The organism is Roseococcus sp. SYP-B2431 (assembly GCF_004336745.1).
Lineage (GTDB): Bacteria > Pseudomonadota > Alphaproteobacteria > Acetobacterales > Acetobacteraceae > Roseococcus.
Map to the genome: position 1 here is coordinate 198,674 of NZ_SJXD01000025.1, position 20,516 is coordinate 219,189.

The following is a 20,516-nucleotide window of genomic DNA, read 5'->3' on the forward strand; positions in this document are numbered from 1 at the left end:
GGTGATGGAACCGCTGATCTACACCCTCGTCCGCGGCGAGGACTGGCGCGCGGCCGAATCCGCCGGTGCCTATCACGGCAGCGCCGACGACCGGCGCGACGGCTTCCTGCATTTCTCCGGCGCCGCCCAGCTCCGGGCCAGCGCGGCGAAGCACCGCGCCGGCGAGGCCGACCTCTGGATGATCGAGGCCGAGGCCGCCGCGCTCGGTGAGGCGCTGCGCTGGGAGCCCGCCGCCGGCGGCAGCCGGCCCGGCCTCTTCCCGCATCTCTATGCGCCGCTGCCCCTTGCCGCCGTCCGCCGTGCCGTCCACGTGCCGCTCGGCGCGGATGGGCGTCACGCGTTCCCGGCCGGGATTCCCTGAACCCGCCGGGCTGCGCGCCCCACCGCGCGCTCGCTCATCACGCAGGCCATCACCACGACCGCGCCACCGGCGATGACGGGCAGGCTCGGCGCGTTGCCGAAGATCAGATAATCCAACGAGACAGCCCAGGGCAGGGCGATGAACTCGAAGGGCGCGAGCCGCGCCGGCGTGGCCACGCGGAAGGCCAGCGCCAGGCACACCGTCGCGGCGCCTGCCAGCACCCCGTTCACCAGGAGCTGGGTCCATTGCAGCGCCGTCGGCGCCGCCCAGTGCCAGGCGGCGAAGGGCGCCGTCGCGGCCCCGCCCACGATCCCGGGCCAGAGCACCAGCCGCGCCACCCCTCTCTCGCCTCGCAGGCTGCGGTTGATGGTGATGTTCGTGGTGTAGCAGAGCGTGCCCAGCGTCGCGCAGGCGAAGCCGAAGAGGCTGCCCTCGCGGCCCTCGCCGAGCTGCGGCGCCAGCGCCGTCAGCACGCCCAGGAAGCCCACGACGGACCAGATCCAGGCCGCGCCGGGGATGCGCTCCTTCAGGAACACCGCCGCGGCGATCAACGTCAGGAAAGGCGCGGTGAAGAAGATCAGGTAGCCGTCGGCCAGCGGCAGGTGGCGAAAGGCCAGGAAGAACAGGGTGCCCGCCCCCAGCATCGACACGGCCCGGGTGAGATGCAGCCAGGGGTGACGGGTCCCGAGCTTCCCGCCCGCTCCGCGCACCAGCATCCGGGCCGCAAGGAGCAGCCCCAGCAGCACGGCGTAGCGGAGAAAGATCGTCTGCGAGGCCGAGAAGCTGCCCGCGAGCAGCTTGCTGTTGGCGTCCAGCAGGCCGAACAGGCCGATGCCTGCCATGAGCAGCAGCGGGCCGCGCACCATCATGTTCCTTGCCGTGTGGAACCGGTGTCGCCGCGGAGGCCCCGCCTGTCAACGCGGCGCGATCTGCCCTATCCAGGGCCTGCCATGACCCCCCTCCTCGCTTCCGCCCTCATGCCGCTGATGCGCGGCCTCGACGCCGAACTGGCGCACCGGCTGGCCCTCAAGGGCCTCGCGATGGGGCTGGCCGGCCGCGACTCCAGGCCCGACGCGCCGAATCTCGCCACCCGCGCCCTGGGCCTGGACTTCTCCAACCCGATCGGCCTCGCCGCAGGCTTCGACAAGGACGCGACCGCGATCCTGCCGCTCATGCGGCTGGGCTTCGGCTTCGTGGAGGCCGGCACCGTCACGCCCCGGCCGCAGGAGGGCAATCCGCGCCCGCGCCTCTTCCGGCTGACGGAGGACAAGGCGGTCATCAACCGCATGGGCTTCAACAATGCCGGGCTGCACGAATACCTGCTGCGCCTGAAGCATCTGGAGCGGCCGCTGCCCGCCGTGCTCGGCGCCAATGTCGGCGTGAACAAGGAGGGCGCGGATCCGGAGCGCGACTATCCGGGCCTCTGCGCCTCGGTCGCGCCCTATTCGGATTACGTGACCATCAACGTCTCCTCGCCCAACACGCCGGGCCTGCGCGACCTGCAGGGCGAGGAGCGGCTGGCCGCCATCCTCGCCGCCGTCGCCCCGCCGACAGTCGGCAAGCCCGTGCTGGTGAAGCTGGCGCCCGACCTCGCGGAGGAAGCCCTGGAGCCCATCATCGAGGTCTGCGTGGCCGCCGGCGTGGCGGGGCTCATCATCAGCAACACCACCGTGGCGCGGCCCGGGAGCCTGCGCTCGCCCCTGAAGGACCAGATTGGCGGTCTGTCCGGCGCGCCGCTCTTCGAGCCCTCGACGGAGATGCTGTCGCGCGCGTGGCGGATCACCGCCGGGCGCCTCGTGCTGATCGGCGCTGGCGGCGTCTCCTCGGGCGCCCAGGCCTATCGCAAGATCAGGGCCGGCGCCTCGCTGGTGCAGCTCTACACCGGCTTCGCCTATGGCGGCCCGGCGCTGGTCGGCAAGATCAAGCGTGAACTTTCCAGATTGCTGAAGCGGGACGGTTTCGCCTACGTCGCGGACGCGGTAGGGACCGATGCATGAGCCTGCCCATCCTCGAGAGCCTCGCCCCGATCGCTGATCGCTATGACGGCTATGTCTTCGATCTCTGGGGCGTCGTGCATGACGGGCGCCAGCCCTATCCCGGCGTGGTGGATTGCCTGGGCGAGTTGAAGGCGCGCGGCAAGAAGGTCGTCTTCCTCACCAATGCGCCGCGCCGCTCCTGGTTCATCCAGGGCATGCTGGACCGCATGGAGATCGACCGCGGCCTCTATGACGGCATCATCTCCTCGGGCGAGGTGGCCTGGCGCTGGCTGCACAAGCGCGACCAGCCCTGGTTCGAGAAGCTGGGCCGCAAGGCCTTCCACATCGGCCCGGAGCGCGACCTCTCCGTGGTCGAGGACGGCGCGGCCGAGCTCGTGGCCACGCCGGAGGAGGCCGACTTCCTCCTCAACACCGGCCCCGATCCCGACCGCAAGTCGAAGTCGGTCGAGCCCTACCGCGACCTGCTGGAGGCCTGCTTCAGGGCCGGCCTGCCGATGGTCTGCGTGAACCCCGACCGCGCGGTGATGGTGGGGGGCGAGCGGCTGATCTGCGCCGGCGCCTTCGCCGATGTCTATGCCGAATGGGGCGGCGACATCTTCGAGGTCGGCAAGCCTGACCCGGCCGTCTACGGGCCGGTGATGGAGATGCTGGAGCTGGCCGACCGCAGCCGGGTGATCGCGGTGGGCGATACCCCGCATACCGACCTGGCCGGCGCGCAGGCGGCGGGCATCGACAGCCTGTGGGCGCTCACGGGCCTCGCGGCGGACGCCCATGGGGCGGACCCCTCGCCGGCTTACCTCTTCGAGGTGGCGGCGGAGGAGAAAGTGGCGCCGATCGCCGCGCTGCGCAGCCTGCGCTGGTAGGCCTCAGTCCTCCGGCCTGAAGCCGGATTCCTGCACGACCGGTCCCCATTTGGTGGTCTCGCGCTGGATGCGCGCCGCGAACTCCGCGCTGGAGCTCGTGATCGCCGCGAACTCGCGCGCTTCCAGGTTCTGCCGCAGCTCGGCATTGCCGGCCGCCGCCACCAGCGCGGCGTTCAGCGCCTGCACCAGCGAGGCCGGCGCGCGGGCCGGCAGGAAGGCGCCGAACCACTCGTCGGCCGTCAGGTCGGGATAGCCCTGCTCCGCGAAGGTCGCGACCTCCGGGAAGCGCGGCACGCGCTGCGCGCTGGACACCGCGATCATCTTCAGCCGGCCGCCGCGATGGTGCTCCACCTGGTCGCCGATGACGTTGATCGTCGCCGGGATCTGGCCGGCGATGGCATCGGTGATGGCCGGCGCGGCGCCGCGATAGGGCAGGTGGGTCAGCTCAATTCCCGCCGCGCGGGCCAGCATCACGCCGGTGAAATGCGGCACCGAGCCGGCGGCCGGTGAGGCATAGGAGATGCCGTTGCGCGACTTCGCGAGCTCGATGAATTGGGCGAGGTTCGCGACGTTCGGCGCCGCAGGGCCGACCGCCATGGCGAAGGGATAGATCACCACCGGCGTCACCGCCTGCATGTCCGTCATCGGGCTGTAGCGGAGGCGGTTGCCGTAGAGGTGCGGGTAGATCGTCACCATGCTGGCCGGCGTGACGAGGAGGCTGGTGCCGTCCGGCTCGGAGCGGATCAGCTCCTCGATGGCCAGCCGTCCGGTGGCGCCGACCCGGTTCTCCACCACCACCTGCGGCGCCCAGACGCCGCGCAGCCGCTCGGCGAAGAGGCGGCAGGCCACGTCCACCGTGCCGCCCGCGGGAAAGCCCGCCAGGATCCGCGCCGTGCGGTTCACGACGGGCGCCTGGGCGCGCAGGAGGGCCGGCGCGGCGAGCAGCGGGACGGCCGCGAGGATCGCGCGGCGATGCAGGACGGTCATGGGCGTCACTTTCTCCCTGTGATGATTCTTGGCCGCATCTATGCATGGCGCCCGGCGCGGAGGCCACCCGCATGTCTGGACGAACCCCTGCACCGGGGCGATCCTGCGGCATGATCTTCCGCTCCGCCGTCTGCGAGGCCCTGGGCGCGCCGGCGCTCGCCATGGCGACCACCTTCCTGGCCTTCGGAGCGGCGGTGCAGGCGGCGGGGATCGGGCTCGGCTGGGCCTTGGCCGCGGCCCAGCTGGTCTATGGCATGCCGGGGCAGATGGTGCTGCTGGCGGCGCTCGGCGCGCCGGGCGGACCTTTGCCGGCGGTGCTCGGCGCCGTGGCGGCCAATGCGCGTTTCCTGCCCATGGCGGTGGCGCTGGCCCCCTGGCTGGGTGGGCGCGGGGCGGCGCGCTTCCTCGCGCTGCCCTTCATCGCGGTGACGCCCTGGGCCATGGCGATGCGCCGCCTGCCGCAGATGCCGGTGCCGGAGCGGCTCACCTGGTTCCTCGGCTTCGCGCTGACCTCCTGGACGGTGGCCGGCCTCTCCACCTGGCTCGGCTTCGTGATCGCGCCGATGCTGCAGGGCTGGGTGCTCGCCGCGCTGCTCTTCGTGAACCCGCTCTATTTCGGCGTGATCCTGGCGGGCGAGACGCGCTTCGCGCCGGCCCGGCGCGCCGTGCTCTGCGGCATGGCGGCGACGCCGCTGGTGCTGCTGCTGCCGGCCTCCTGGGCGCTGCTCGGCGCGGGGCTGGTCGGCGGGACCGCGGCCTTCCTCTGGAGCCTTCGCGTTGAGCAACGCTGAGCTCGCGCTCCTCCTGCTGATCCTGGGCTGCGCGGCGATGCGGGGCGCGGGGCTGCTGGTCGCCGGTCGCCTCCGGACCGACCATCCCTTCGTGCGCTGGGCGGCCGCGGTCTCGCTGGCCACGCTGACCGCCTTCGTCCTGGCCGCCGTGGTGGCGCCGGGCGGGATCCTCGCCGAAATTCCGCTGGCGGCACGCGGGGCGGGGCTGACGGCCTCGGTCTCGATCCTGTTCTGGCGCGGCGGGCTGGCGCTGCCGGTGCTGGGCGGCCTGGCCGTGACGCTGGCGCTGGCGGCGCTTTTTAACGCGTAATGATTGAAGGCGCGGAGGCGCCGGAGATGCGAATCACGATCTAGCCTCGTGGCGGCGGGGAGGCCGAGACGTGCAGATCCGCGAAGCGCCAGCCCTGGGCGTCGCGCATCACCGTGCCATTCGCCCGCAGCACCGCGGTCCGCTCCGGCCGAACGAGGCGGCAGATGGCCGAGAACAGCACCACGTCCGGCGCCGGCTGCTGGAAGACGGGATCGCAGGTCATGCGGCCCGGCGCCGCATCGGCCCAGGCGGCGCGGAAATAGCCGAGCGCGCCTTCCGGGCCGCGGAGCAGGCCCGGGACCGAGGAGCCGAGGAAGGTCGCATCCGGCCGGAACAGCGCGGCCTGCGCGGCCGCGTCCCGGGTCTGGAAATTCGCCGCGAAGCGTTCGAGCACCGCCTGTGGGCTCGCCTCGCCGGCCGGCGCCGCGCCGCTCATGCGTCCATCCGTCAATCGACCTTGATGTTCCGCTCGCGGATCAGCCGGCCCCAACGCTCGTAGTCGCGCGCGATGACCACCTCCATCTCGGCCGGCGTGCTGCCCACCGCGTCGAGGCCGGCCGACGCCATGCGCTGGACCACCGGCGGATGCGATACCGCCTCGCGCACCGCGGCGCCGATGCGCTCGATCGCGGCCGGCGGCGTGCCGGCGGGCACCGCGATGGCGCCCCAGCTTTGCGAGGTCGCCTCGGCGAGGCCCGCCTCCGTGAAGGTCGGCAGGTCCGGCAGGAGGGCGAGGCGGCGCTCGCCGCTGGTCGCCAGCGCGCGGATCGCGCCCTGCCGCACCTGCGCGATGGAGCTGGCCGGCTGGTCCAGCATCACCTGCACCGTGCCGTTCACCAGATCCGCCATCGCCTGGCCCGAGCCCCGATAGGGCACGTGCACCATCTGGATGCCCGCCACGGCCATGAAGAGCTCAGTGAAGATATGGGTGCCGGAGCCCACGCCCGAGGTCGCGAAGGAGAGCGCCCCGGGGCGCGCGCGGGCATAGGCCAGGAACTCGCCGATGGTCTGGGCGGGGAGGCGGGGGTTCACCACCACGATCACGTCCGAGGTGAAGATCTTCGAGGCCATCGCCAGCTCGCGCCGCACGTCCACCTGGCGCATCAGGCCCAGATGCGGCGCCAGGGTGAAGGCGCCGTTGGTGGCGACCAGCATGGTATAGCCGTCCGGGGCGCTGCGGGCCGCGGCCTCCACGCCGACCGCGCCGCCGGCGCCGGTCCGGTTCTCGACCACCACGGACTGGCCCAGCGTCTCGCCCATGCGCTCGGCGATTAGGCGGCCGCCGACATCGGTGCTGCCGCCGGGCGCGAAGGGGACGATGAGGCGCAGCGGCCGGGTGGGCTGCCAGGCGGGCTGCGCCCGGACGGCGCAGGGGGCCAGGGCAGCGGCGGCCAGCAGGCCGCGTCGGGCGATGTTCATGGTTCTGGGACGTTCCGTTCTTGGAAGTGGCTATGCGGAGAGGAAGCCGGCGGCCCTCACAGGGCCTCGCGGCCGACGGGGGGCGGGGGCGCGCCGGTGCCCTCGACGAGATAGGGGCGCAGCGCGCGGCGGATCTGGAACTCGAACTCCGTGTTCAGGTCGAACATCGTCTGGCGAAGCAGGGACTCCGCCGCGATCCGGCGCTCGTTCGGCGTGCTCCCGGCGGTCTGCGAGCGCTGGGCCTGCGCCTCCGCGAAGCCCAGCCGGCGGTCGTTCTCGCCCAGGATCTCGAGCCGCGCGGTGAGCTGGCAGGTGAGCTGCTCGCCGGGATCGGCCGCGAAGACGCCGACGCGGCCTGAATCGCGCGCCCGCAGGATCTGCGCGCGGGTGACGGCGAATCGCGCGCGGTTCTCCGTGCCGAAGGCGGCCAGGCGATCGCGCCCCATGATCAGCACGGCCTCCGCCGCCGTGGGCTGGAGCGTGCGGCCCAGATCGTTGGGGCCAGGGCTGGGGTTGCGGTCCTCGGTCTCGATGGCCGAGACATCCAGGCGGATCTGCGTCAGATAGGCATAGGAGATCGGCGGGCCTTCCACGCGCGGCGGCGGGGAGCCGCCGCAGCCGCCGAGCGCGGCGGGCAGGATCAGCAGGGCGCGGCGTGGCAGCATGTCTTCTCCCTTGGGCGTGTCCGGCGCTTCGCTTCTACGCGTGGCCGGCGGCGCGGTCGATGCTCTCCCGGCTGAAGCGGAAGTCGAAATTGCAGAACTCGCAGGTCATGGTGATGGTGCCCTCCTCGGCCATGTGGTCGAGGTCTTCGGTGGGGAAGCCCTCCAGCACGCCCAGCAGGCGCGAGCGGGAGCAGCGGCAGCCATAGGCCAGGGCCCGGGACTGGCCGACGGCCAGCCCCTCCTGGTGGAATAGGCGGTACAGCAGCCGCTCGGGCGCCAGATCGTCGTCCAGCAGCTCCTCGGCCTTCAAGGTGCCGGCCAGGGCGAGGGCGGTGTTCCACGCCTCCTCCTGCTCCAGCGGGTCGGCCGAGGCGCCGATGCCGCCCTCGCCCGCCACGCGCTCCATGATGAAGGCGGTGGCGCGCCAGCCGGCCGCCGTCTTCGCGCAGGCCAGCCGGACATGCGAGCGCAGCTGCTCGGAGGTGGCGAAATAGGTCCCGGTCATCTCGGTCAGGTCCTGCCCCTCGATGGGCACGATGCCCTGGTAGCGCTCCGTCTCCGGGCCCTGGTCGCAGGTGAAGGCCAGGTAGCCGCGGCCAAGCAGCGCCCGGGCGGAGGGGTTCTTGCCGTACATGGCGAGCTTGTCGGGCGCGACGCGGGCATAGCCGCGCAGCTCCCCCGAATCGGTGCAGTCGGCGAGCAGCATGGAGATCGGCCCGTCGCCCTTGGCCTGGAGGGAGAAGCTGCCGCGGAACTTGAGCGCGGAGGCGAGGCCGGCGGTCAGCGCCAGCGCCTCGCCCAGCAGGCGCGTCACCGCGTCGGGGGCGGTGTGGCGGGTCAGCAGGGCATCGGCCAGCGCGCCGAGGCGGACGAGCCGCCCGCGCACCGGCTTGCCCTCGAGGTGGAAGGGGGTGACGCCGCGGGGCACGACGAGGTCGGGCACCGGCGGCCGGTCATGGTCGAGAAAGGCGGGATTCGGCTGGGTCACGCCCAAGGAGATAATGCAGGCGGCCGCCGGTTGCGAGGGACGGTCACTCCGGCCGCCCCAGATGGCGACGTCCGGCGGGCCTCGAAGCGCCCGCTCAGGGCAGCACCAGGACCAGGATCTGCACCACCGCCCCCAGCGCGACCAGGATCAGGGCGATCCGGCCGAGCTGGTCGGGCTGCGGCAGCTTCAAGCGGCGATGGCAACCGCGCTGCGGCGGGCTCGCGGCGGCTTGGCCAGCATGGCACGCAGGAGCTGCTTGAGCTGCATGCGGTCGACGGCCGGGAAGCGGGCCATCACCTCGCTCTCATGCGCCTTGGCCGAGATCAGCAGGTCGCGGACCATCTGCTCGCCGCGGGGCAGCATCTGGATGCGGACCACGCGGCGGTCGCGCTGGTCCGGCAGGCGCTTCACGATCCCGTCGCGGACCATGCGGTCGAGCAGCTTGGTCATGGTGGGCTGCTGGAGCAGGCAGGCCTCGGCCAGGCCGGTCACGGTCTCGCCCGGGCTGCCGGAGAGGGTCGCCAGCACGCGCCAGACGGGGACGGAGATGCCGGCCTTGCGCAGCGTCGAATGGAACTCGGACGAGACCGCGTGCGAGGCGCGCGCCATCAGATAAAGGAGATAGTCGTCCACGAATCGCTCGTTGGAGGTGGAGCGAACCAGAATCCCGTCCATGAATGTTCCCCTGACCCGGTTGATTTCGTGGGGGAGATTGGTCGTCACGTTCATCGGCATGCAATTAAGGGGAATTACGGATCGCTGACATATGAGTTTTCATGCGATAGGCTGGCGGGAGCCAAGGAGCTTCCGTTGCCCGTTACCGCCCTGGAACCCTCCTGGATCGAGGCCTTCGAGGCGGTGTTCCGCCGGTGCCGGGTGGCGGAAGGGGAGGCCGTATGCCTCCTCGCGGAAAGCCGCTCCCGCGCGCTGAACGTCGCGCTCGCCGAGGCGGCGCTGGCGCGGCTCGGGGCACGCCCCCTCCGCTGCACGCTGCCGACGCCGCGTCAGACGGCGCCCGTGCCGGTGCGCTCGACCGGGGCCTCGCGCGCCGTCGCCGGGCACCCGGCCGCGCTGGCGGCGATGGCCGCCTCGCCCTTCGTCGTGGACCTGACCGTGGAGGGGCTGCTGCATGCGCCGGAGCTCCGGCAGATCCTCGGCGCCGGCAGCCGCGTGCTGATGGTCAGCAACGAGCATCCCGATGCGCTGGAACGTCTCGTCCCGACGGACGAGGACGAGCGGGTGGCCAAGGCCGCCGTGAAGCGCGCGCGGGCGGCCAAGCGCATGCACGTCTCCTCCGCCGCGGGCACCGACCTGCATGTCGCGATGGAGGGCGCGCCGAGCGTCGGCGTCTGGGGCTGGACCGACCGGCCCGGCACCATCGCGCACTGGCCCGGCGGGATCCTGGTGAGCTTCCCGCGCGAGGGCGGCGTCCGGGGCCGGCTGGTGCTGGATGCCGGCGACGTGAACCTCACCTTCAAACGATATATTGAATCGCCGATCGCCCTGACGATCGAGGACGACCACATCACGCGCATCGAGGGCCGGGGCGCCGATGCCGAGATGATGCGGCGCTACCTCGAATCCTGGGGCGACCGCGCGGCCTATGCCGTCTCCCATGTGGGATGGGGGCTGAACCGCCGCGCGCGGTACGAGGCGCTGGCCTTCTACGACCGCGAGGACACCAACGGCACGGAGCTGCGCGCGGTGGCCGGTAACTTCCTGTTCTCGACCGGCGCGAACGAGTTCGCGAACCGCTTCACCGAGGGGCATTTCGACATCCCGGTCTTCAACACCACGATCGCCCTCGACGGCGAGGCCGTCGTGCGCCAGGGCGTCCTGCTGTGACCATCGTGGCGGGAAGCGGCCCCGCCGTGCTGCTGCTGCACGGCATCGGCGGACGGGCGAGCCTGTGGCGGCCGACGATCGACGCGCTCTCGGCGGACCACCAGGTCATCGCCATGGACATGCCCGGCTATGACGGCGTGGAGCCCGCGCTGGAGAGCTTCCCGGCCGTCGCCGATGCGGCCATGGCGCTGCTCGCCGCGCACGGGATTCCCCGCGCCGATGTGGTGGGGCATTCCCTCGGAGGGATGGTCGCGCTGGAGATGGCGCTGCGGCATCCGGACCATGTGCGCCGGCTGGCGATCGTGGCGAGCTCGCCGGCCTTCGGCAGCCGCGACCTCGCCTTCCGCGAGGCTTTTCTCGCCGCGCGCCAGAAGCCGCTGGACGAAGGGCTCGGCATGGCCGGCGTCGCCGCCGCGCTGGTGCCGACCATGCCCGGGCCGGCCGCCGATCCTGGCGCGATCCCGGCGGCGATCGCGGCAATGGCGAGCGTGGACGAGCGCGCCTATCGCGCCACGCTGGGCATGCTCACCGGCTTCGACCGGCGCGGGGATCTGGGCCGGGTGTCGCAGAAGACCCTGCTCATCGCGGGCGAGACCGATGCGACGGCGCCACCGCGCGGGATGCAGCGCATGGCGGATACGATGCCGGAGGCCCGGCTCGTGGTGATCCCTGGCGTCGGCCATCTGCTACCGCTGGAGGCGCCGGACGCGTTCCACGCGGCGCTGCGCGGCTTCCTGGCGGAGGGTTGAGCATGGACGTTTCCCCGACGATGGCGGATGCGCCCATCTTCGACCCGCGCGGCTTCCGGCTCTCGCCCTTCGAGGCGGAGCTGACGGCCCGCGCGCGCGAGTTCGCCGCGCGCGTGCTGGCGCCGCGCGCGGCGACATGGGACCGCGAGGCGAGCTTCCCCACCGACAACTATGACGACATGCGCCGCGAGGGCTGGCTCGGCATCTGCGTGCCGATCGGGGACGGCGGCATGGGCGCGGACTTCCGAGCCTATTGCCTGGCCGCGGCAGAGTTCGGGCGGTATTGCGGCGCGACCGCGCTCACCTGGAACATGCATGTGTGCAGCACGCTCTGGACCGGGCTGCTGACCGACGACCTGGACATGGACCCGGCCACCCGCGCCCTGCACCGCGAGCGCCGGGCGCTGCACTACGCCAACATCCTGGAGCGTGGCGCGGTCTTCTCGCAGCCCTTCTCCGAGGGCGGCGCGGCGGCGGCCGGGACGGTGGCCTTCGGCACGACGGCAACGCCGGTCGAGGGCGGCTTCCGCATCAACGGGCGAAAGATCTTCGCGTCGCTGGCGGGGCATGCGGACTGCTACGGCATCCTCTGCACGGAGGTGCATGGGGAGGAGAAGCTGTCCCGCCGCGACACGCTGTATCTCGCCGTCCCGAAGGACGCGCCGGGCGTCAGCGTCGAGGGCGAGTGGGATCCGCTGGGCATGCGCGGCACGGTCAGCCGCAACCTGGTCTTCCGCGACGTCTTCGTCCCCGCGAGCGCGGCGCTCATGCCGCCCGGCCTCTACTTCCAGGCCGCGAGCCGCTGGCCGCACATGTTCATGACGCTGACGCCGACCTATATGGGCCTGGCCCAGGCGGCCTACGATTTCTGCCTGCGCTACCTGCGCGGCGAGCAGCCCGGTACGCCTCCCGTGAAGCGGCGCATGTATCCCACCAAGCAGATCGCGTTCGCCGAGATGCGCGTGACGCTGGAGCAGACCAAGGCGCTCTGGTTCCAGGCCATCTCGGAGGCTGGCCCGGATCCCTCGAAGGAACAGCTCCTGCGCGCGCTCGCGGCGCAGAACACGGTGATGGAGAACGCCAATGCCATCGCCGCCAAGGCGGTGCGCACCTGCGGCGGCCAGGCCATGCTGAAGTCGCTGCCGCTGGAGCGAATCTATCGCGACAGCCGCTGCGGCTCGCTGATGCTGCCCTGGACGGCCGAGCTCTGCATCGACCGCATCGGCCGCGACGCCCTCTACGAAAGGGGCGAGGCGGATTGAGAAGCCTTTCCGATCGAAGGTGCAGGAAACTGAGTTTCCTGCTGGGGCTGGCCGCAAAGCGGAGACAGCCGAGGGGCAAAGCCCCTCGATGACCTTCGATCTGAATGCGCTCGCCCCCGTGATCGCCGCCGAGGAGGTCGCGCTGCGGCGTGCCGGCGCGGAGAGGGGCGACCGCATCGGCTGGATCGGGCTGAACGATCCCTCGATGATCGCGTTGCTCTTCGCCTGCGAGCGGCTGGGTCTCACGCTGGTGCCGCTGAACTGGCGGCTGGCCGCCGACGAGCTGCAATGGATCGCCGAGGATGCCGGGCTGCGGCTGGTGCGCTTCGGCCCGGACAGCGGCGCCGTCCCGCCGCGCCCCGCTCCGGACGAGGCGCGCTGCGACGCGCTGCTCATCGGCTATACCTCGGGCACCACGGGCCGGCCCAAGGGCGCGATGCTCTCGGCCGAGGCGTTGCGCGCCAATGCGGAGAACGCGGCGCAGGTCTTCGGGTTCACGCCCGAGGATCACGTGCTCACCGTGCTCCCGCTCTTCCATGTCGGCGGGCTGAACATCCAGACGGTGCCGGCGCTGCTGGCCGGCGCGCGCGTGACGCTGCTGCCGAAGTTCGATCCGGACGGCTTCTTCGACGCGATGGCCTCGCTGCGGCCGACGCTGACCTTGCTCGTGCCGGCCGTGATGGCGGCGCTGGTGAACCACCCGCGCTGGCCGGCGGAGGACCTGTCGTCGCTGCGGGCGATCGGCGCCGGTTCGTCCGAGGTGCCGCTGGCGCTCATCCAGGCCTTCCACGACCGCGGCATCCCCGTGCAGCAGGTCTATGGCATGACCGAGACCAGCCCCATCGCCATCGCGCAGACGCGCAGTGAGGCGCTGGCGGCGCCCGGCTCCATCGGCCGCGCGGCGCCGCTCTGCGAGGCGCGGATCGGCGCGGCGGGCGAGATCGAGATCCGCGGGCCCAACGTCATGTCCGGCTACTGGCGGCGCCCCGAAGAGACGGCCGAGGCGCTGCGCGACGGCTGGTTCCGCACCGGCGATGTCGGGCACCAGGACGCCGAGGGCCGCTTCTGGTTCACCGACCGGCTGAAGCGCGTGATCATCTCCGGCGGCGAGAACATCTACCCGGCCGAGCTCGAGCGCGTGCTGCACGAGCTGCCCGGCCTGCGCGAATGCGCCGTGATCGGCCGTGCCGACCCCAGATGGGGCGAGGTGCCGGTCGCGGTCGTCGTGGCCACGCCGGAGTTCGACGAGGCCCGCATGGCCGCGCATTTCGAGCGCCGGCTGGCCCGCTTCAAGCATCCGCGCGGCGTGATCCGCGTCGACGCCCTGCCCAGGACGGCGCTGGGCAAGGTGCAGGTGGAGAAGCTGCGCGGCCTCATGGAAGGCGGTTAGCGGCCCGCCTCTGCTCGTAGCTGCGCGCCTGCAGCGCCGCCATATCGTGGATGGCGGTGTCGATGCCGGCGCGATGCGCGGCCTCGGCGAGGAATCCCAGGATGTGCTCGCCCTCGATGCGGTTCCCGGCCTCGACGTCGCGCAGCATCGAGGTGGCGTAGGCGCTGGCCGCATCGCCGAACAGGGCCCGGTACTCGGCCATGAAGGCGTCGGGCATGGGGTGGCCGTGATGGGCGGCGATGGCGGCGTTGCGCTCCAGGAGCGTGAGCAGCATCGGCGATCCGCCGGCGCGCACGATCTCGCCGACATTGGCCCGCATCAGCACGGTGCCGACGGCGCTGGTGCCGAGATGAACGAGCTTCTCCCACATCCGCTGGTCGATGTTCGGCACGGCCTTCGCCTCGACGCCGACGGCCTTGGAGAAGGCCGCCTCCAGCGCCTGCACGCGCGGGCTCATCGTGCCGTCGCGCTCGCCGAAGGTCAGCCAGCGCCAGTCGTTGAGCTGCTTCACCACGCCGGCCGGCGTCAGCGTCGCCTGGATCTTGCAGAGCCCGCCCAGCACGCGCTCCGCGCCGAATTCCCGCGCCAGGATGTCGATATGCGATAGGCCGTTCAGCACGGGCAGGATGACCGTGCGATCGTCCACCCCGGGGCGGATGGCGGCGATGGCGTCGTCCAGGTCGTAGGCCTTGTTGCTGAGCAGGATGATGTCCCAGCCGCGCCGCAACTCCGCGGCCTGGATCGTCTTCACGGCGAGCTTCGCATCGCCGAACGGGCTCTCGATGACGAGGCCGTCCCTCGCCAGCGCCGCGGCACGTCCCGGGCGCACGAGGAAGGTCACGTCGCCGCCGGCCTCGGCCAGGCGACCGCCGAAATAGCCACCCAGCGCGCCCGCGCCCAGCACCAGAACCCGCATCACGTTCCCCGTTCGAATGGGCTCCGAGCATCGCGCGTCCGGGGGCGAAAGCCTAGATGGCGACGCTTTCCCCCGCGCGGACGCCGCCCCGAGGGGCAGGATGTGAGCGTCACGCGCGGAGGCGCGCCGGCTTCACCGCATCGCGGCGATGTCGATCACCGAGGTGCCGCGCGGCAAGGCCACATCGCCGCGCGAGGTCAGCGCGCCGCTGGCAAGGTCGAGCGCGTGCAGCGTGCCGCCCGCCATAACGAAGCCCCAGTTGCTGGTGCCGTCGCTCAGGATATCGAGCGCGACATTCGCCGGAACCTGCATCGACAGGCGCGCGCGCGGGGCCTGCACGCCGTCATTCGGCGGATTCTGCACATTGAGGCTGTTCGACGCGGTGTCGATCGTCAGCAGCATGGTCGCGGTCGCGCCCGTCATGCTGTTGGTATAGGCGCCGGCGGTGACCCGCGGCGTGCCTGTGGTGCCGGGCGCGTTCTTGATGGCGCCGTCGGTCGTGGCCTCGCCGGTCTCGACGTTCACGCGCAGGTTCTGCCCGTCCATGCCCATCAGGCGAAGGCGGTTGGCGACGGGGTTGAAGTCGAAGATCGCATGGCCCGCCGGCTGGAAGGGCACGTTGAGCTGGCTGACGCGCGTGGCGCGGCCGTTCGCGGGATCGATCGTGATGATCTGCCCTGAGTTCGTGATGCCGTAAAGGCGGCCGTCTTGCGGGCGCTGGTCGATGCCGACGACCGTGCCGCTGGCGCCGGTGATGGCCACGGCGGGGCTCGCGCGGCGCGTCTCGCTGTCGATGCTGATGATTTTGTTGTCGCCGGTCAGGGCAACGATCGTGGCCGCCTCGGCGCGCGCGGCGGCGAGCAGGGCGACCGTGCCCAGAAGGGCGAGGCGAAGGGGGTGCGTCATGGCGTTTCGTCTCCGTTGTCGCGCGGCTGCATCGCCTCGCTGGACACGTTACGGAGCGCGCCGCGTCGTGGATGCAGCACGGTGCGGATTCATGCCGTGAAAAACGCGTTCGAAGAGTCCGGCCGCACAGCGGCCTGGCGCTGCCCACTCCCCTTTCCGACCAGCGTGACAGTGGCGCGGCGAAGCCAAGCCGCCCGGCGTCTGAGGCAAGAATCAAGCCCCGCCGGCCGCGCTCAACCGGCCGATGAACAGGATGGGGCCGGTGGGCCGCCCGGTCGGCGATCCGCCCGGCGGCTCCAGCGTGATCTCGATCAGCATGCCCGGCGTGGGTCGCAGCGTCGTCGGCGTCACGCTGAACCGCCCGCCTTCCGGCACGAGGCCGAGGGAGGTCGGCGCCGTGGCGCCCTGCGGCAGCGCCCAGAGCTGCGCGACGCGCCCGGGCTCGACCGGCCGCTGGTTCAGCGCGGCAAGGCGGATGGTGTCGCCCTGCGCCTCGACGAGCCAGGCCGGCTGGTCGCGGCTGGTGAGCAGCACGGTCATCAGCGGCGCCTGCGGCGGCGGACGCAGCACCAGGAAGGCCGCGAGGCCGGCGGCGACGGCGCTGGCGCCGATGCCGAGCGCCGGCCAGGGGAAGCGCCATCCTGTGCGTGCCGGAGCCGCGATCCCGCCCAGGCTGCGCTCGATGCGTGCCCAGAGGTCCGGCGGCGGCGCCTCGGGCGGCGCGAGCGCGAGCAGCGGCGCGAGCCGGCGCTCCCAGCCCGCGACGGCGGCCGCCAGCTCCGCGTCGGTCTCCATTCTCCTGCGAAGCTCGGCGGCCTCGCGGGCCTCCAGCGTGCCCAGCACATATTCGGCGGCCAGCCCGTCGCGTTCCTCCGGGGTCATGCCAGGCACTCCCGAAGGGTGAGCAGCCCGCGCCGGATCCAGGCCTTCACCGTGCCGAGCGGCAGCTCCAGCCGTGCCGCGATCTGCGGATGCGAGAGCCCGTCCACGAAGGCGAGCAGGATGCCCTTGCGGTTCTTCTCCGGCAGCTGCTCCAGGCAGGAGCGCAGCCGCACGCCCTCCTCGCCGGCGGCGATGGCGTCGAGCTGCGTCGCCTCGACCGGCGTATCGCCGAGCGTCGCGTCGTCGGTCGGCATCTCGCGGCCGCGGCGGCGGGCGATATCGAGGGCGGCATGGCGGATGACGGCGCCGGTCCAGGCCTCGGCGGCACCGAGCGCGGGGTCGAACTGGCCAGCGCGCCGGGCGATGTTGACGAAGCCGTCATGCAGCGCGTCCGCCGCGGCGTCGCGGTCGCGCAGGATGGCCATGGCGACGCCGAAGAGCCGCACCGACTGCGCCTTGTAGAGCGATTGCAGCGCCGCGCGGTCGCCCCCGGCGATGCGGGACAGCAGGGTGGCGGCGTCGCTCAACGCACGAGGTTCTGCAGGCGGCCGAGGATGTCGCGCAGGTCGAGGCCCGGCTCGGCGGGGGGCGTGGCGCCGGCCGAGCCGGCGGGCTGGGCCGCGCGGAGGCGCGCCAGCGCGCTGGCCGTGCCCGAAAGGCGCAGCTCCGCGGGCTCGGTCGTCGCCGTCGTGTTGCTGCCGAGGCCCGCCATGCGGACCAGCGCGCGCTCGGCCATGGGCAGCTCCTGCGCGGCGCGGTCGGCATCGGCGCGGCGGGGCGCGCAGACGAGGTTGCGGCCCTCCAGCCCGCAGGGCAGCTCCATCATGGCGTTGCGGTCGAGGCGGAGCTGCGCCGTGCCCGTCACCGCGAGCACCGCGCGGGAGGCGCTGTCCAGCGAGAGGTCGCGCGCGGTCACCACCGGCACCAGCTTGCCGCCGCGGTCCTGGATCTCGAGGCTGAGCCCGGCGCCGACGGTGGGGCGCTCGACCCAGTCGCGGTGCCGCAGGACGCAGGCGCTGCGGTCGGTCATGCGGTCGGTGGCGCAGGTCAGCCGCCAGCTGCCGATCTCCTCGGTCGCGGGCTGGGCCAGCGCCGCGGCGGGCAGGAGAAGGCAGAGGGCGGTGGCAAGCTTCGGCATGGCGGCTATCCTACCAGCCCGCAGGAGGAACGACGATGGCGCGTGTGAGACTTCCCGACGGCACCGAGATCCCGGCCCTCGGCCAGGGGACCTGGCACATGGGCGAGCGGGGCAGCGACCGGAAGGCCGAGGCCGCCGCCCTGCGGCTGGGCATCGAGCTCGGGCTGACCCTCATCGACACCGCCGAGATGTACGGTGAGGGTGGCGCCGAGGAGGTGACGGCCGAGGCCATCGCCGGCCAGCGCGACCAGGTTTTCCTCGTCTCCAAGGTCTATCCGCACAATGCCTCGCGCCGCGGCCTGCCGCAGGCCTGCGAGCGCAGCCTCCAGCGCCTGCGGACTGAGACGATAGACCTTTACCTGCTTCACTGGCGGGGCTCCGTTGCTCTCGCGGATACGGTCGAGGCCATGGAACGGATGCAGGCCGCCGGAAAAATCCGCCACTGGGGCGTCTCCAACCTGGATGTGGACGATCTGGAGGAGCTGGGCCCGGCGCTGGCCGGCTGCGCGACGGACCAGGTGCTGCTGAACCTGGAGCATCGCGGGCCGGAATATGACCTGCTGCCCTTCTGCGCGGCGCGCGGCATGCCGGTGATGGCCTATTCGCCGGTCGGGCAGGGGGGCGCGCTGCTGCGCCATCCGGAGCTCGTGAAGGTGGCGAAGGCCCGGGCGGCGACACCGGCGCAGGTGGCGCTGGCCTGGACGCTGTCGAAGCCGGGGGTGATCAGCATCCCCAAGGCGGTACGGCCGGAGCATGTTCGGCTCAACGCGGCGGCGGGCGAGATGGTGCTGACAGCGGAAGAGCATGCGGCGCTGGACGCGGCCTTCCCGCCGCCGAGGCGGAAACGCCCGCTGGCGATGCTGTAGAGCATGATCGCTGCAGGTGGAATCACCGGGAGCCTGAACCAGGCTCTCAAACAAAAGGCTCCAGGGACGGGCCGTCGGCGTTACCGGAAGACCGGCACCGCGTCGTCGTCCGTCGGCGGCGGCGGCGGCACCTCGATCGTGACGCTCGCCGGGTCCACCCCCGTGCCACGGCTCACGAAGTAGGTCACGCTCTGCGGCCAGAAGATCACGATGGCCACCAGCAGCAGCTGCAGCCCGAGCCAGGGGATCGCGCCCCAGTAGATGTCCCGCGTCGGCAGGGATTTGGGCGCGATGCTGCGCAGATAGAAGAGCGCGAAGCCGAAGGGCGGGTGCATGAAGCTGGTCTGCAGGTTGATGCAGAGCAGCACCCCGAACCAGACGAGGTCGATGTCCAGCTTGGCCGCCACCGGCGCCAGCAGCGGAACGATGATGAAGGCGATCTCGAAGAAGTCGAGGAAGAAGGCCAGCAGGAAGACGAAGACGTTGACGAAGATCAGGAAGCCGACCTGGCCGCCAGGCAGGTGGCTCAGCAGGTATTCCACCCAATGCGAGCCGTCGACGCCCTGGAAGACCAGGCTGAACACCGTGGCGCCGATCAGGATGAAGATCACCATCGCGGTCAGGCGCATCGTGTTGCCCATGGCCTCGCGCATCAGCGCCCAGGAGAAGCGGCGGTTGACGACGGCCAGGACGACCGCGCCCACCGCGCCCATGGCGCCGGCCTCGGTCGGCGTGGCGAGGCCCATGAAGATGGTGCCCAGCACGATCAGGATCAGTGCGATGCAGGGCACCATGCCCTTGATCACCCGCCAGTAGAGCGGCCAGCCGCGCGCCACCAGCGCCTCGGGCGGCAGGGGCGGCACCTTGTGCGGGGCGAAGATCGCGACGCCCGCGATGAAGGCCATGAAGAGCAGGATCTGCAGCACCGAGACGCCGATGGCGCCGGCATACATGTCGCCCACCGAGCGGCCGAGCTGGTCGCCCAGCACAATCAGCACCAGCGAGGGCGGGATCACCTGGGTGATGGTGCCCGAGGCGGCGATGACGCCGGTCGCGATCCGGGTGTCGTAGCCGTATTTGAGCATGATCGGGAGCGAGATCATGCCCATGGCGATGACCGAGGCCGCGACCGTGCCCGTGATGGCGCCCAGCACGGCGCCCACCAGGATCACCGCATAGGCCAGCCCGCCCGGCACCTTACCGAAGAGCTGACCGGTGCCCTCCAGCAGGTCCTCGGCCAGGCCGCAGCGCTCCAGGATCGCGCCCATCAGGGTGAAGAAGGGAATGGAGAGCAGCAGGTCGTTGGACAGGATGCCGAAGACCCGCAGCGGCAGGTTCCCCAGATAATTCGCGTTGAAGAAGCCGAGCTCGATCGACAGGAAGCCGAAGAAGAGGCCCACCGCCGTCAGGCTGAAGGCGACCGGGAAGCCGATCAGCAGGAAGACCACGAGCCCGCCGAACATCAGCGGCGGCATGATATCGAGGCTCATGGGTCTATTGCTCGGGCCGGTGGTATTCGGTGACGACGTCGACCTCGCGGCGGAGGCCCTGGAGCAGCGCGACGCGCTTCACCAGCTCGGAGAGGCCCTGCAGCACCAGCAGGAAGAAGCCCAGCGGCATCAGCAGCTTGGCCGGCCAGCGGATCAGCCCGCCCGGCGCCGGCGAGAATTCCTCTCGCAGGAGGGAGTCCAGGAAATAGGGCCAGGTCATCCAGGCCAGCAGGATCATGCCCGGCAGCAGGAAGACGACGATGCCGAAGATGTCGACATAGAGCCGCCCGCGCTCTCCGAGGGCGCCGAAGACCAGGTCCACCCGCACATGCTCGTTCCGGTAGAGCGTGTAGCTGGCGCCGAGCATGACCACGGCCGCGAAGAAGTACCACTGCACTTCGAGCCAGCCGTTGGAGGAGATGTTGAAGCCGTAGCGGCTGAGCGCGTTGCCGGCGCTGACGGCGCAGGCCAGCAGGACGCACCAGTCGGCGACCCGGCCGAACTTGTCGTTCATCCAGTCCACGCCCCGGCTGAAGGCCAGAAGCAGCGCCATCCCTGATGATCCCCCAGAACGCCGTTAGGGACGGGGAACTGCGGCCCCGTCCCAAAAAGCTGCATCGCGCGCGATCCCTAAAGATCATTCGGCGAAAGTCCAGAGCGTTGCGCTCGCCCCGGCGGCCGGCGGCGCCTA

At 71.7% G+C, this 20,516-nt stretch carries 24 protein-coding genes; 10 read left to right on the plus strand and 14 right to left on the minus strand.

Annotation, left to right across the window (positions count from 1 at the left end):
* Positions 1-4: 4 nt before the first annotated feature.
* Positions 5-361: a DUF952 domain-containing protein gene (locus EJV46_RS12245; protein ID WP_131548937.1), complete on the plus strand. Its 357-nt coding sequence runs from the start codon at positions 5-7 to the stop codon at positions 359-361.
* On the opposite strand, the gene EJV46_RS12250 is transcribed toward EJV46_RS12245, so the two are convergent.
* Positions 334-1,230, minus strand: a complete 897-nt coding sequence (locus tag EJV46_RS12250) for a DMT family transporter (protein WP_240782528.1) — start codon at positions 1,228-1,230, stop codon at positions 334-336. The genes EJV46_RS12245 and EJV46_RS12250 overlap by 28 nt on opposite strands.
* 81 nt (positions 1,231-1,311) lie before the next feature.
* On the opposite strand from EJV46_RS12250, the gene EJV46_RS12255 reads away from it, so the two are divergent.
* The gene (locus EJV46_RS12255) at positions 1,312-2,358 is read left to right on the plus strand and encodes a quinone-dependent dihydroorotate dehydrogenase (protein ID WP_131548938.1); all 1,047 of its coding nucleotides are present in this window, start codon (positions 1,312-1,314) and stop codon (positions 2,356-2,358) included.
* Positions 2,355-3,221: a TIGR01459 family HAD-type hydrolase gene (locus EJV46_RS12260; protein WP_240782529.1), complete on the plus strand. Its 867-nt coding sequence runs from the start codon at positions 2,355-2,357 to the stop codon at positions 3,219-3,221. The genes EJV46_RS12255 and EJV46_RS12260 overlap by 4 nt, the downstream gene beginning before the upstream one ends.
* Positions 3,222-3,224: 3 nt before the next feature.
* Here EJV46_RS12260 and EJV46_RS12265 read toward each other — a convergent pair whose 3' ends face one another.
* Positions 3,225-4,208 carry a tripartite tricarboxylate transporter substrate-binding protein gene (locus EJV46_RS12265; RefSeq protein ID WP_131548939.1) on the minus strand — a complete coding sequence of 328 codons (984 nt, stop codon included), beginning with the start codon at positions 4,206-4,208 and terminating at the stop codon, positions 3,225-3,227.
* A 110-nt stretch (positions 4,209-4,318) separates the two neighbouring features.
* On the opposite strand from EJV46_RS12265, the gene EJV46_RS12270 reads away from it, so the two are divergent.
* Together EJV46_RS12270 and EJV46_RS12275 are read left to right on the plus strand one after the other, a co-directional pair.
* A complete protein-coding gene (locus tag EJV46_RS12270; RefSeq protein ID WP_165585497.1) occupies positions 4,319-4,999 on the plus strand; it encodes an AzlC family ABC transporter permease in 681 nt (226 codons plus the stop codon).
* Entirely contained in the window at positions 4,986-5,309 is a 324-nt protein-coding gene (locus EJV46_RS12275; protein ID WP_131548941.1) for an AzlD domain-containing protein, read from the plus strand. The genes EJV46_RS12270 and EJV46_RS12275 overlap by 14 nt, the downstream gene beginning before the upstream one ends.
* A gap of 40 nt (positions 5,310-5,349) precedes the next feature.
* Here EJV46_RS12275 and EJV46_RS12280 read toward each other — a convergent pair whose 3' ends face one another.
* The 5 genes from EJV46_RS12280 to EJV46_RS12300 all read right to left on the minus strand — a co-directional run bounded on the left by EJV46_RS12280 (position 5,350) and on the right by EJV46_RS12300 (position 9,056).
* A complete protein-coding gene (locus tag EJV46_RS12280; RefSeq protein ID WP_131548942.1) occupies positions 5,350-5,745 on the minus strand; it encodes a nuclear transport factor 2 family protein in 396 nt (131 codons plus the stop codon).
* A gap of 11 nt (positions 5,746-5,756) precedes the next feature.
* Positions 5,757-6,728, minus strand: a complete 972-nt coding sequence (locus EJV46_RS12285; RefSeq protein WP_131548943.1) for a tripartite tricarboxylate transporter substrate binding protein — start codon at positions 6,726-6,728, stop codon at positions 5,757-5,759.
* A gap of 56 nt (positions 6,729-6,784) precedes the next feature.
* Positions 6,785-7,393 carry a hypothetical protein gene (locus tag EJV46_RS12290; protein WP_131548944.1) on the minus strand — a complete coding sequence of 203 codons (609 nt, stop codon included), beginning with the start codon at positions 7,391-7,393 and terminating at the stop codon, positions 6,785-6,787.
* 34 nt (positions 7,394-7,427) lie between these two features.
* Positions 7,428-8,387, minus strand: a complete 960-nt coding sequence (locus EJV46_RS12295; RefSeq protein ID WP_131548945.1) for an Hsp33 family molecular chaperone HslO — start codon at positions 8,385-8,387, stop codon at positions 7,428-7,430.
* A gap of 180 nt (positions 8,388-8,567) precedes the next feature.
* Positions 8,568-9,056: a MarR family winged helix-turn-helix transcriptional regulator gene (locus tag EJV46_RS12300; RefSeq protein WP_131548946.1), complete on the minus strand. Its 489-nt coding sequence runs from the start codon at positions 9,054-9,056 to the stop codon at positions 8,568-8,570.
* A gap of 135 nt (positions 9,057-9,191) precedes the next feature.
* Here EJV46_RS12300 and EJV46_RS12305 point away from each other — a divergent pair, with 135 nt between their 5' ends.
* The 4 genes from EJV46_RS12305 (at position 9,192) to EJV46_RS12320 (ending at position 13,627) form a co-directional block, all read left to right on the plus strand.
* Positions 9,192-10,226, plus strand: coding sequence for a peptidase M29 (locus EJV46_RS12305; RefSeq protein ID WP_131548947.1), 1,035 nt, complete (start codon positions 9,192-9,194; stop codon positions 10,224-10,226).
* Positions 10,223-10,975, plus strand: a complete 753-nt coding sequence (locus tag EJV46_RS12310; protein WP_131548948.1) for an alpha/beta fold hydrolase — start codon at positions 10,223-10,225, stop codon at positions 10,973-10,975. Before EJV46_RS12305 ends, EJV46_RS12310 begins: the two co-directional genes overlap by 4 nt.
* A gap of 2 nt (positions 10,976-10,977) precedes the next feature.
* Entirely contained in the window at positions 10,978-12,237 is a 1,260-nt protein-coding gene (locus tag EJV46_RS12315; RefSeq protein WP_206020788.1) for an acyl-CoA dehydrogenase family protein, read from the plus strand.
* Positions 12,238-12,325: 88 nt separating this feature from the next.
* Positions 12,326-13,627, plus strand: a complete 1,302-nt coding sequence (locus tag EJV46_RS12320; protein WP_131548949.1) for a class I adenylate-forming enzyme family protein — start codon at positions 12,326-12,328, stop codon at positions 13,625-13,627.
* On the opposite strand, the gene EJV46_RS12325 is transcribed toward EJV46_RS12320, so the two are convergent.
* From EJV46_RS12325 to EJV46_RS12345, 5 genes are all read right to left on the minus strand, one after another.
* Positions 13,611-14,543 (minus strand): ketopantoate reductase family protein, encoded by a 933-nt coding sequence (locus tag EJV46_RS12325; RefSeq protein ID WP_131549346.1) that lies wholly within the window; start codon positions 14,541-14,543, stop codon positions 13,611-13,613. The two genes, EJV46_RS12320 and EJV46_RS12325, sit on opposite strands and share 17 nt — an antisense overlap.
* A 132-nt stretch (positions 14,544-14,675) precedes the next feature.
* Positions 14,676-15,449 carry a DUF4394 domain-containing protein gene (locus EJV46_RS12330; RefSeq protein ID WP_131548950.1) on the minus strand — a complete coding sequence of 258 codons (774 nt, stop codon included), beginning with the start codon at positions 15,447-15,449 and terminating at the stop codon, positions 14,676-14,678.
* Between the two features lie 213 nt (positions 15,450-15,662).
* Positions 15,663-16,331 (minus strand): anti-sigma factor domain-containing protein, encoded by a 669-nt coding sequence (locus EJV46_RS12335; protein ID WP_131548951.1) that lies wholly within the window; start codon positions 16,329-16,331, stop codon positions 15,663-15,665.
* Complete coding sequence (locus tag EJV46_RS12340; RefSeq protein ID WP_131548952.1) at positions 16,328-16,858, minus strand: sigma-70 family RNA polymerase sigma factor; 531 nt, start codon at positions 16,856-16,858, stop codon at positions 16,328-16,330. Before EJV46_RS12340 ends, EJV46_RS12335 begins: the two co-directional genes overlap by 4 nt.
* Positions 16,855-17,469, minus strand: a complete 615-nt coding sequence (locus EJV46_RS12345) for a hypothetical protein (RefSeq protein WP_131548953.1) — start codon at positions 17,467-17,469, stop codon at positions 16,855-16,857. Before EJV46_RS12345 ends, EJV46_RS12340 begins: the two co-directional genes overlap by 4 nt.
* A gap of 35 nt (positions 17,470-17,504) precedes the next feature.
* Here EJV46_RS12345 and EJV46_RS12350 point away from each other — a divergent pair, with 35 nt between their 5' ends.
* Positions 17,505-18,335 (plus strand): aldo/keto reductase, encoded by an 831-nt coding sequence (locus EJV46_RS12350; RefSeq protein ID WP_131548954.1) that lies wholly within the window; start codon positions 17,505-17,507, stop codon positions 18,333-18,335.
* Between the two features lie 80 nt (positions 18,336-18,415).
* Here the strand turns inward: EJV46_RS12350 and EJV46_RS12355 are convergent, their stop codons facing one another.
* Together EJV46_RS12355 and EJV46_RS12360 are read right to left on the minus strand one after the other, a co-directional pair.
* Positions 18,416-19,825 (minus strand): TRAP transporter large permease subunit, encoded by a 1,410-nt coding sequence (locus EJV46_RS12355; protein ID WP_131548955.1) that lies wholly within the window; start codon positions 19,823-19,825, stop codon positions 18,416-18,418.
* 4 nt (positions 19,826-19,829) lie between these two features.
* Positions 19,830-20,378 (minus strand): TRAP transporter small permease subunit, encoded by a 549-nt coding sequence (locus tag EJV46_RS12360; protein WP_131548956.1) that lies wholly within the window; start codon positions 20,376-20,378, stop codon positions 19,830-19,832.
* Positions 20,379-20,516 lie beyond the last annotated feature (138 nt).

Bases quoted from the DNA above. Each gene is read 5' to 3' on its own strand.
- EJV46_RS12360 (WP_131548956.1), bottom strand. From the start codon at position 20,378: ATGGCGCTGCTTCTGGCCTTCAGCCGGGGCGTGGACTGGATGAACGAC.
- EJV46_RS12330 (WP_131548950.1), bottom strand. From the start codon at position 15,449: ATGACGCACCCCCTTCGCCTCGCCCTTCTGGGCACGGTCGCCCTGCTC.
- EJV46_RS12270 (WP_165585497.1), top strand. From the start codon at position 4,319: ATGATCTTCCGCTCCGCCGTCTGCGAGGCCCTGGGCGCGCCGGCGCTC.
- EJV46_RS12265 (WP_131548939.1), bottom strand. From the start codon at position 4,208: ATGACCGTCCTGCATCGCCGCGCGATCCTCGCGGCCGTCCCGCTGCTC.
- EJV46_RS12255 (WP_131548938.1), top strand. From the start codon at position 1,312: ATGACCCCCCTCCTCGCTTCCGCCCTCATGCCGCTGATGCGCGGCCTC.
- EJV46_RS12260 (WP_240782529.1), top strand. From the start codon at position 2,355: ATGAGCCTGCCCATCCTCGAGAGCCTCGCCCCGATCGCTGATCGCTAT.
- EJV46_RS12290 (WP_131548944.1), bottom strand. From the start codon at position 7,393: ATGCTGCCACGCCGCGCCCTGCTGATCCTGCCCGCCGCGCTCGGCGGC.
- EJV46_RS12320 (WP_131548949.1), top strand. From the start codon at position 12,326: ATGACCTTCGATCTGAATGCGCTCGCCCCCGTGATCGCCGCCGAGGAG.
- EJV46_RS12335 (WP_131548951.1), bottom strand. From the start codon at position 16,331: ATGACCCCGGAGGAACGCGACGGGCTGGCCGCCGAATATGTGCTGGGC.
- EJV46_RS12345 (WP_131548953.1), bottom strand. From the start codon at position 17,469: ATGCCGAAGCTTGCCACCGCCCTCTGCCTTCTCCTGCCCGCCGCGGCG.
- EJV46_RS12245 (WP_131548937.1), top strand. From the start codon at position 5: ATGGAACCGCTGATCTACACCCTCGTCCGCGGCGAGGACTGGCGCGCG.
- EJV46_RS12355 (WP_131548955.1), bottom strand. From the start codon at position 19,825: ATGAGCCTCGATATCATGCCGCCGCTGATGTTCGGCGGGCTCGTGGTC.
- EJV46_RS12300 (WP_131548946.1), bottom strand. From the start codon at position 9,056: ATGGACGGGATTCTGGTTCGCTCCACCTCCAACGAGCGATTCGTGGAC.
- EJV46_RS12250 (WP_240782528.1), bottom strand. From the start codon at position 1,230: ATGATGGTGCGCGGCCCGCTGCTGCTCATGGCAGGCATCGGCCTGTTC.
- EJV46_RS12315 (WP_206020788.1), top strand. From the start codon at position 10,978: ATGGACGTTTCCCCGACGATGGCGGATGCGCCCATCTTCGACCCGCGC.
- EJV46_RS12350 (WP_131548954.1), top strand. From the start codon at position 17,505: ATGGCGCGTGTGAGACTTCCCGACGGCACCGAGATCCCGGCCCTCGGC.
- EJV46_RS12285 (WP_131548943.1), bottom strand. From the start codon at position 6,728: ATGAACATCGCCCGACGCGGCCTGCTGGCCGCCGCTGCCCTGGCCCCC.
- EJV46_RS12325 (WP_131549346.1), bottom strand. From the start codon at position 14,543: ATGCGGGTTCTGGTGCTGGGCGCGGGCGCGCTGGGTGGCTATTTCGGC.
- EJV46_RS12280 (WP_131548942.1), bottom strand. From the start codon at position 5,745: ATGAGCGGCGCGGCGCCGGCCGGCGAGGCGAGCCCACAGGCGGTGCTC.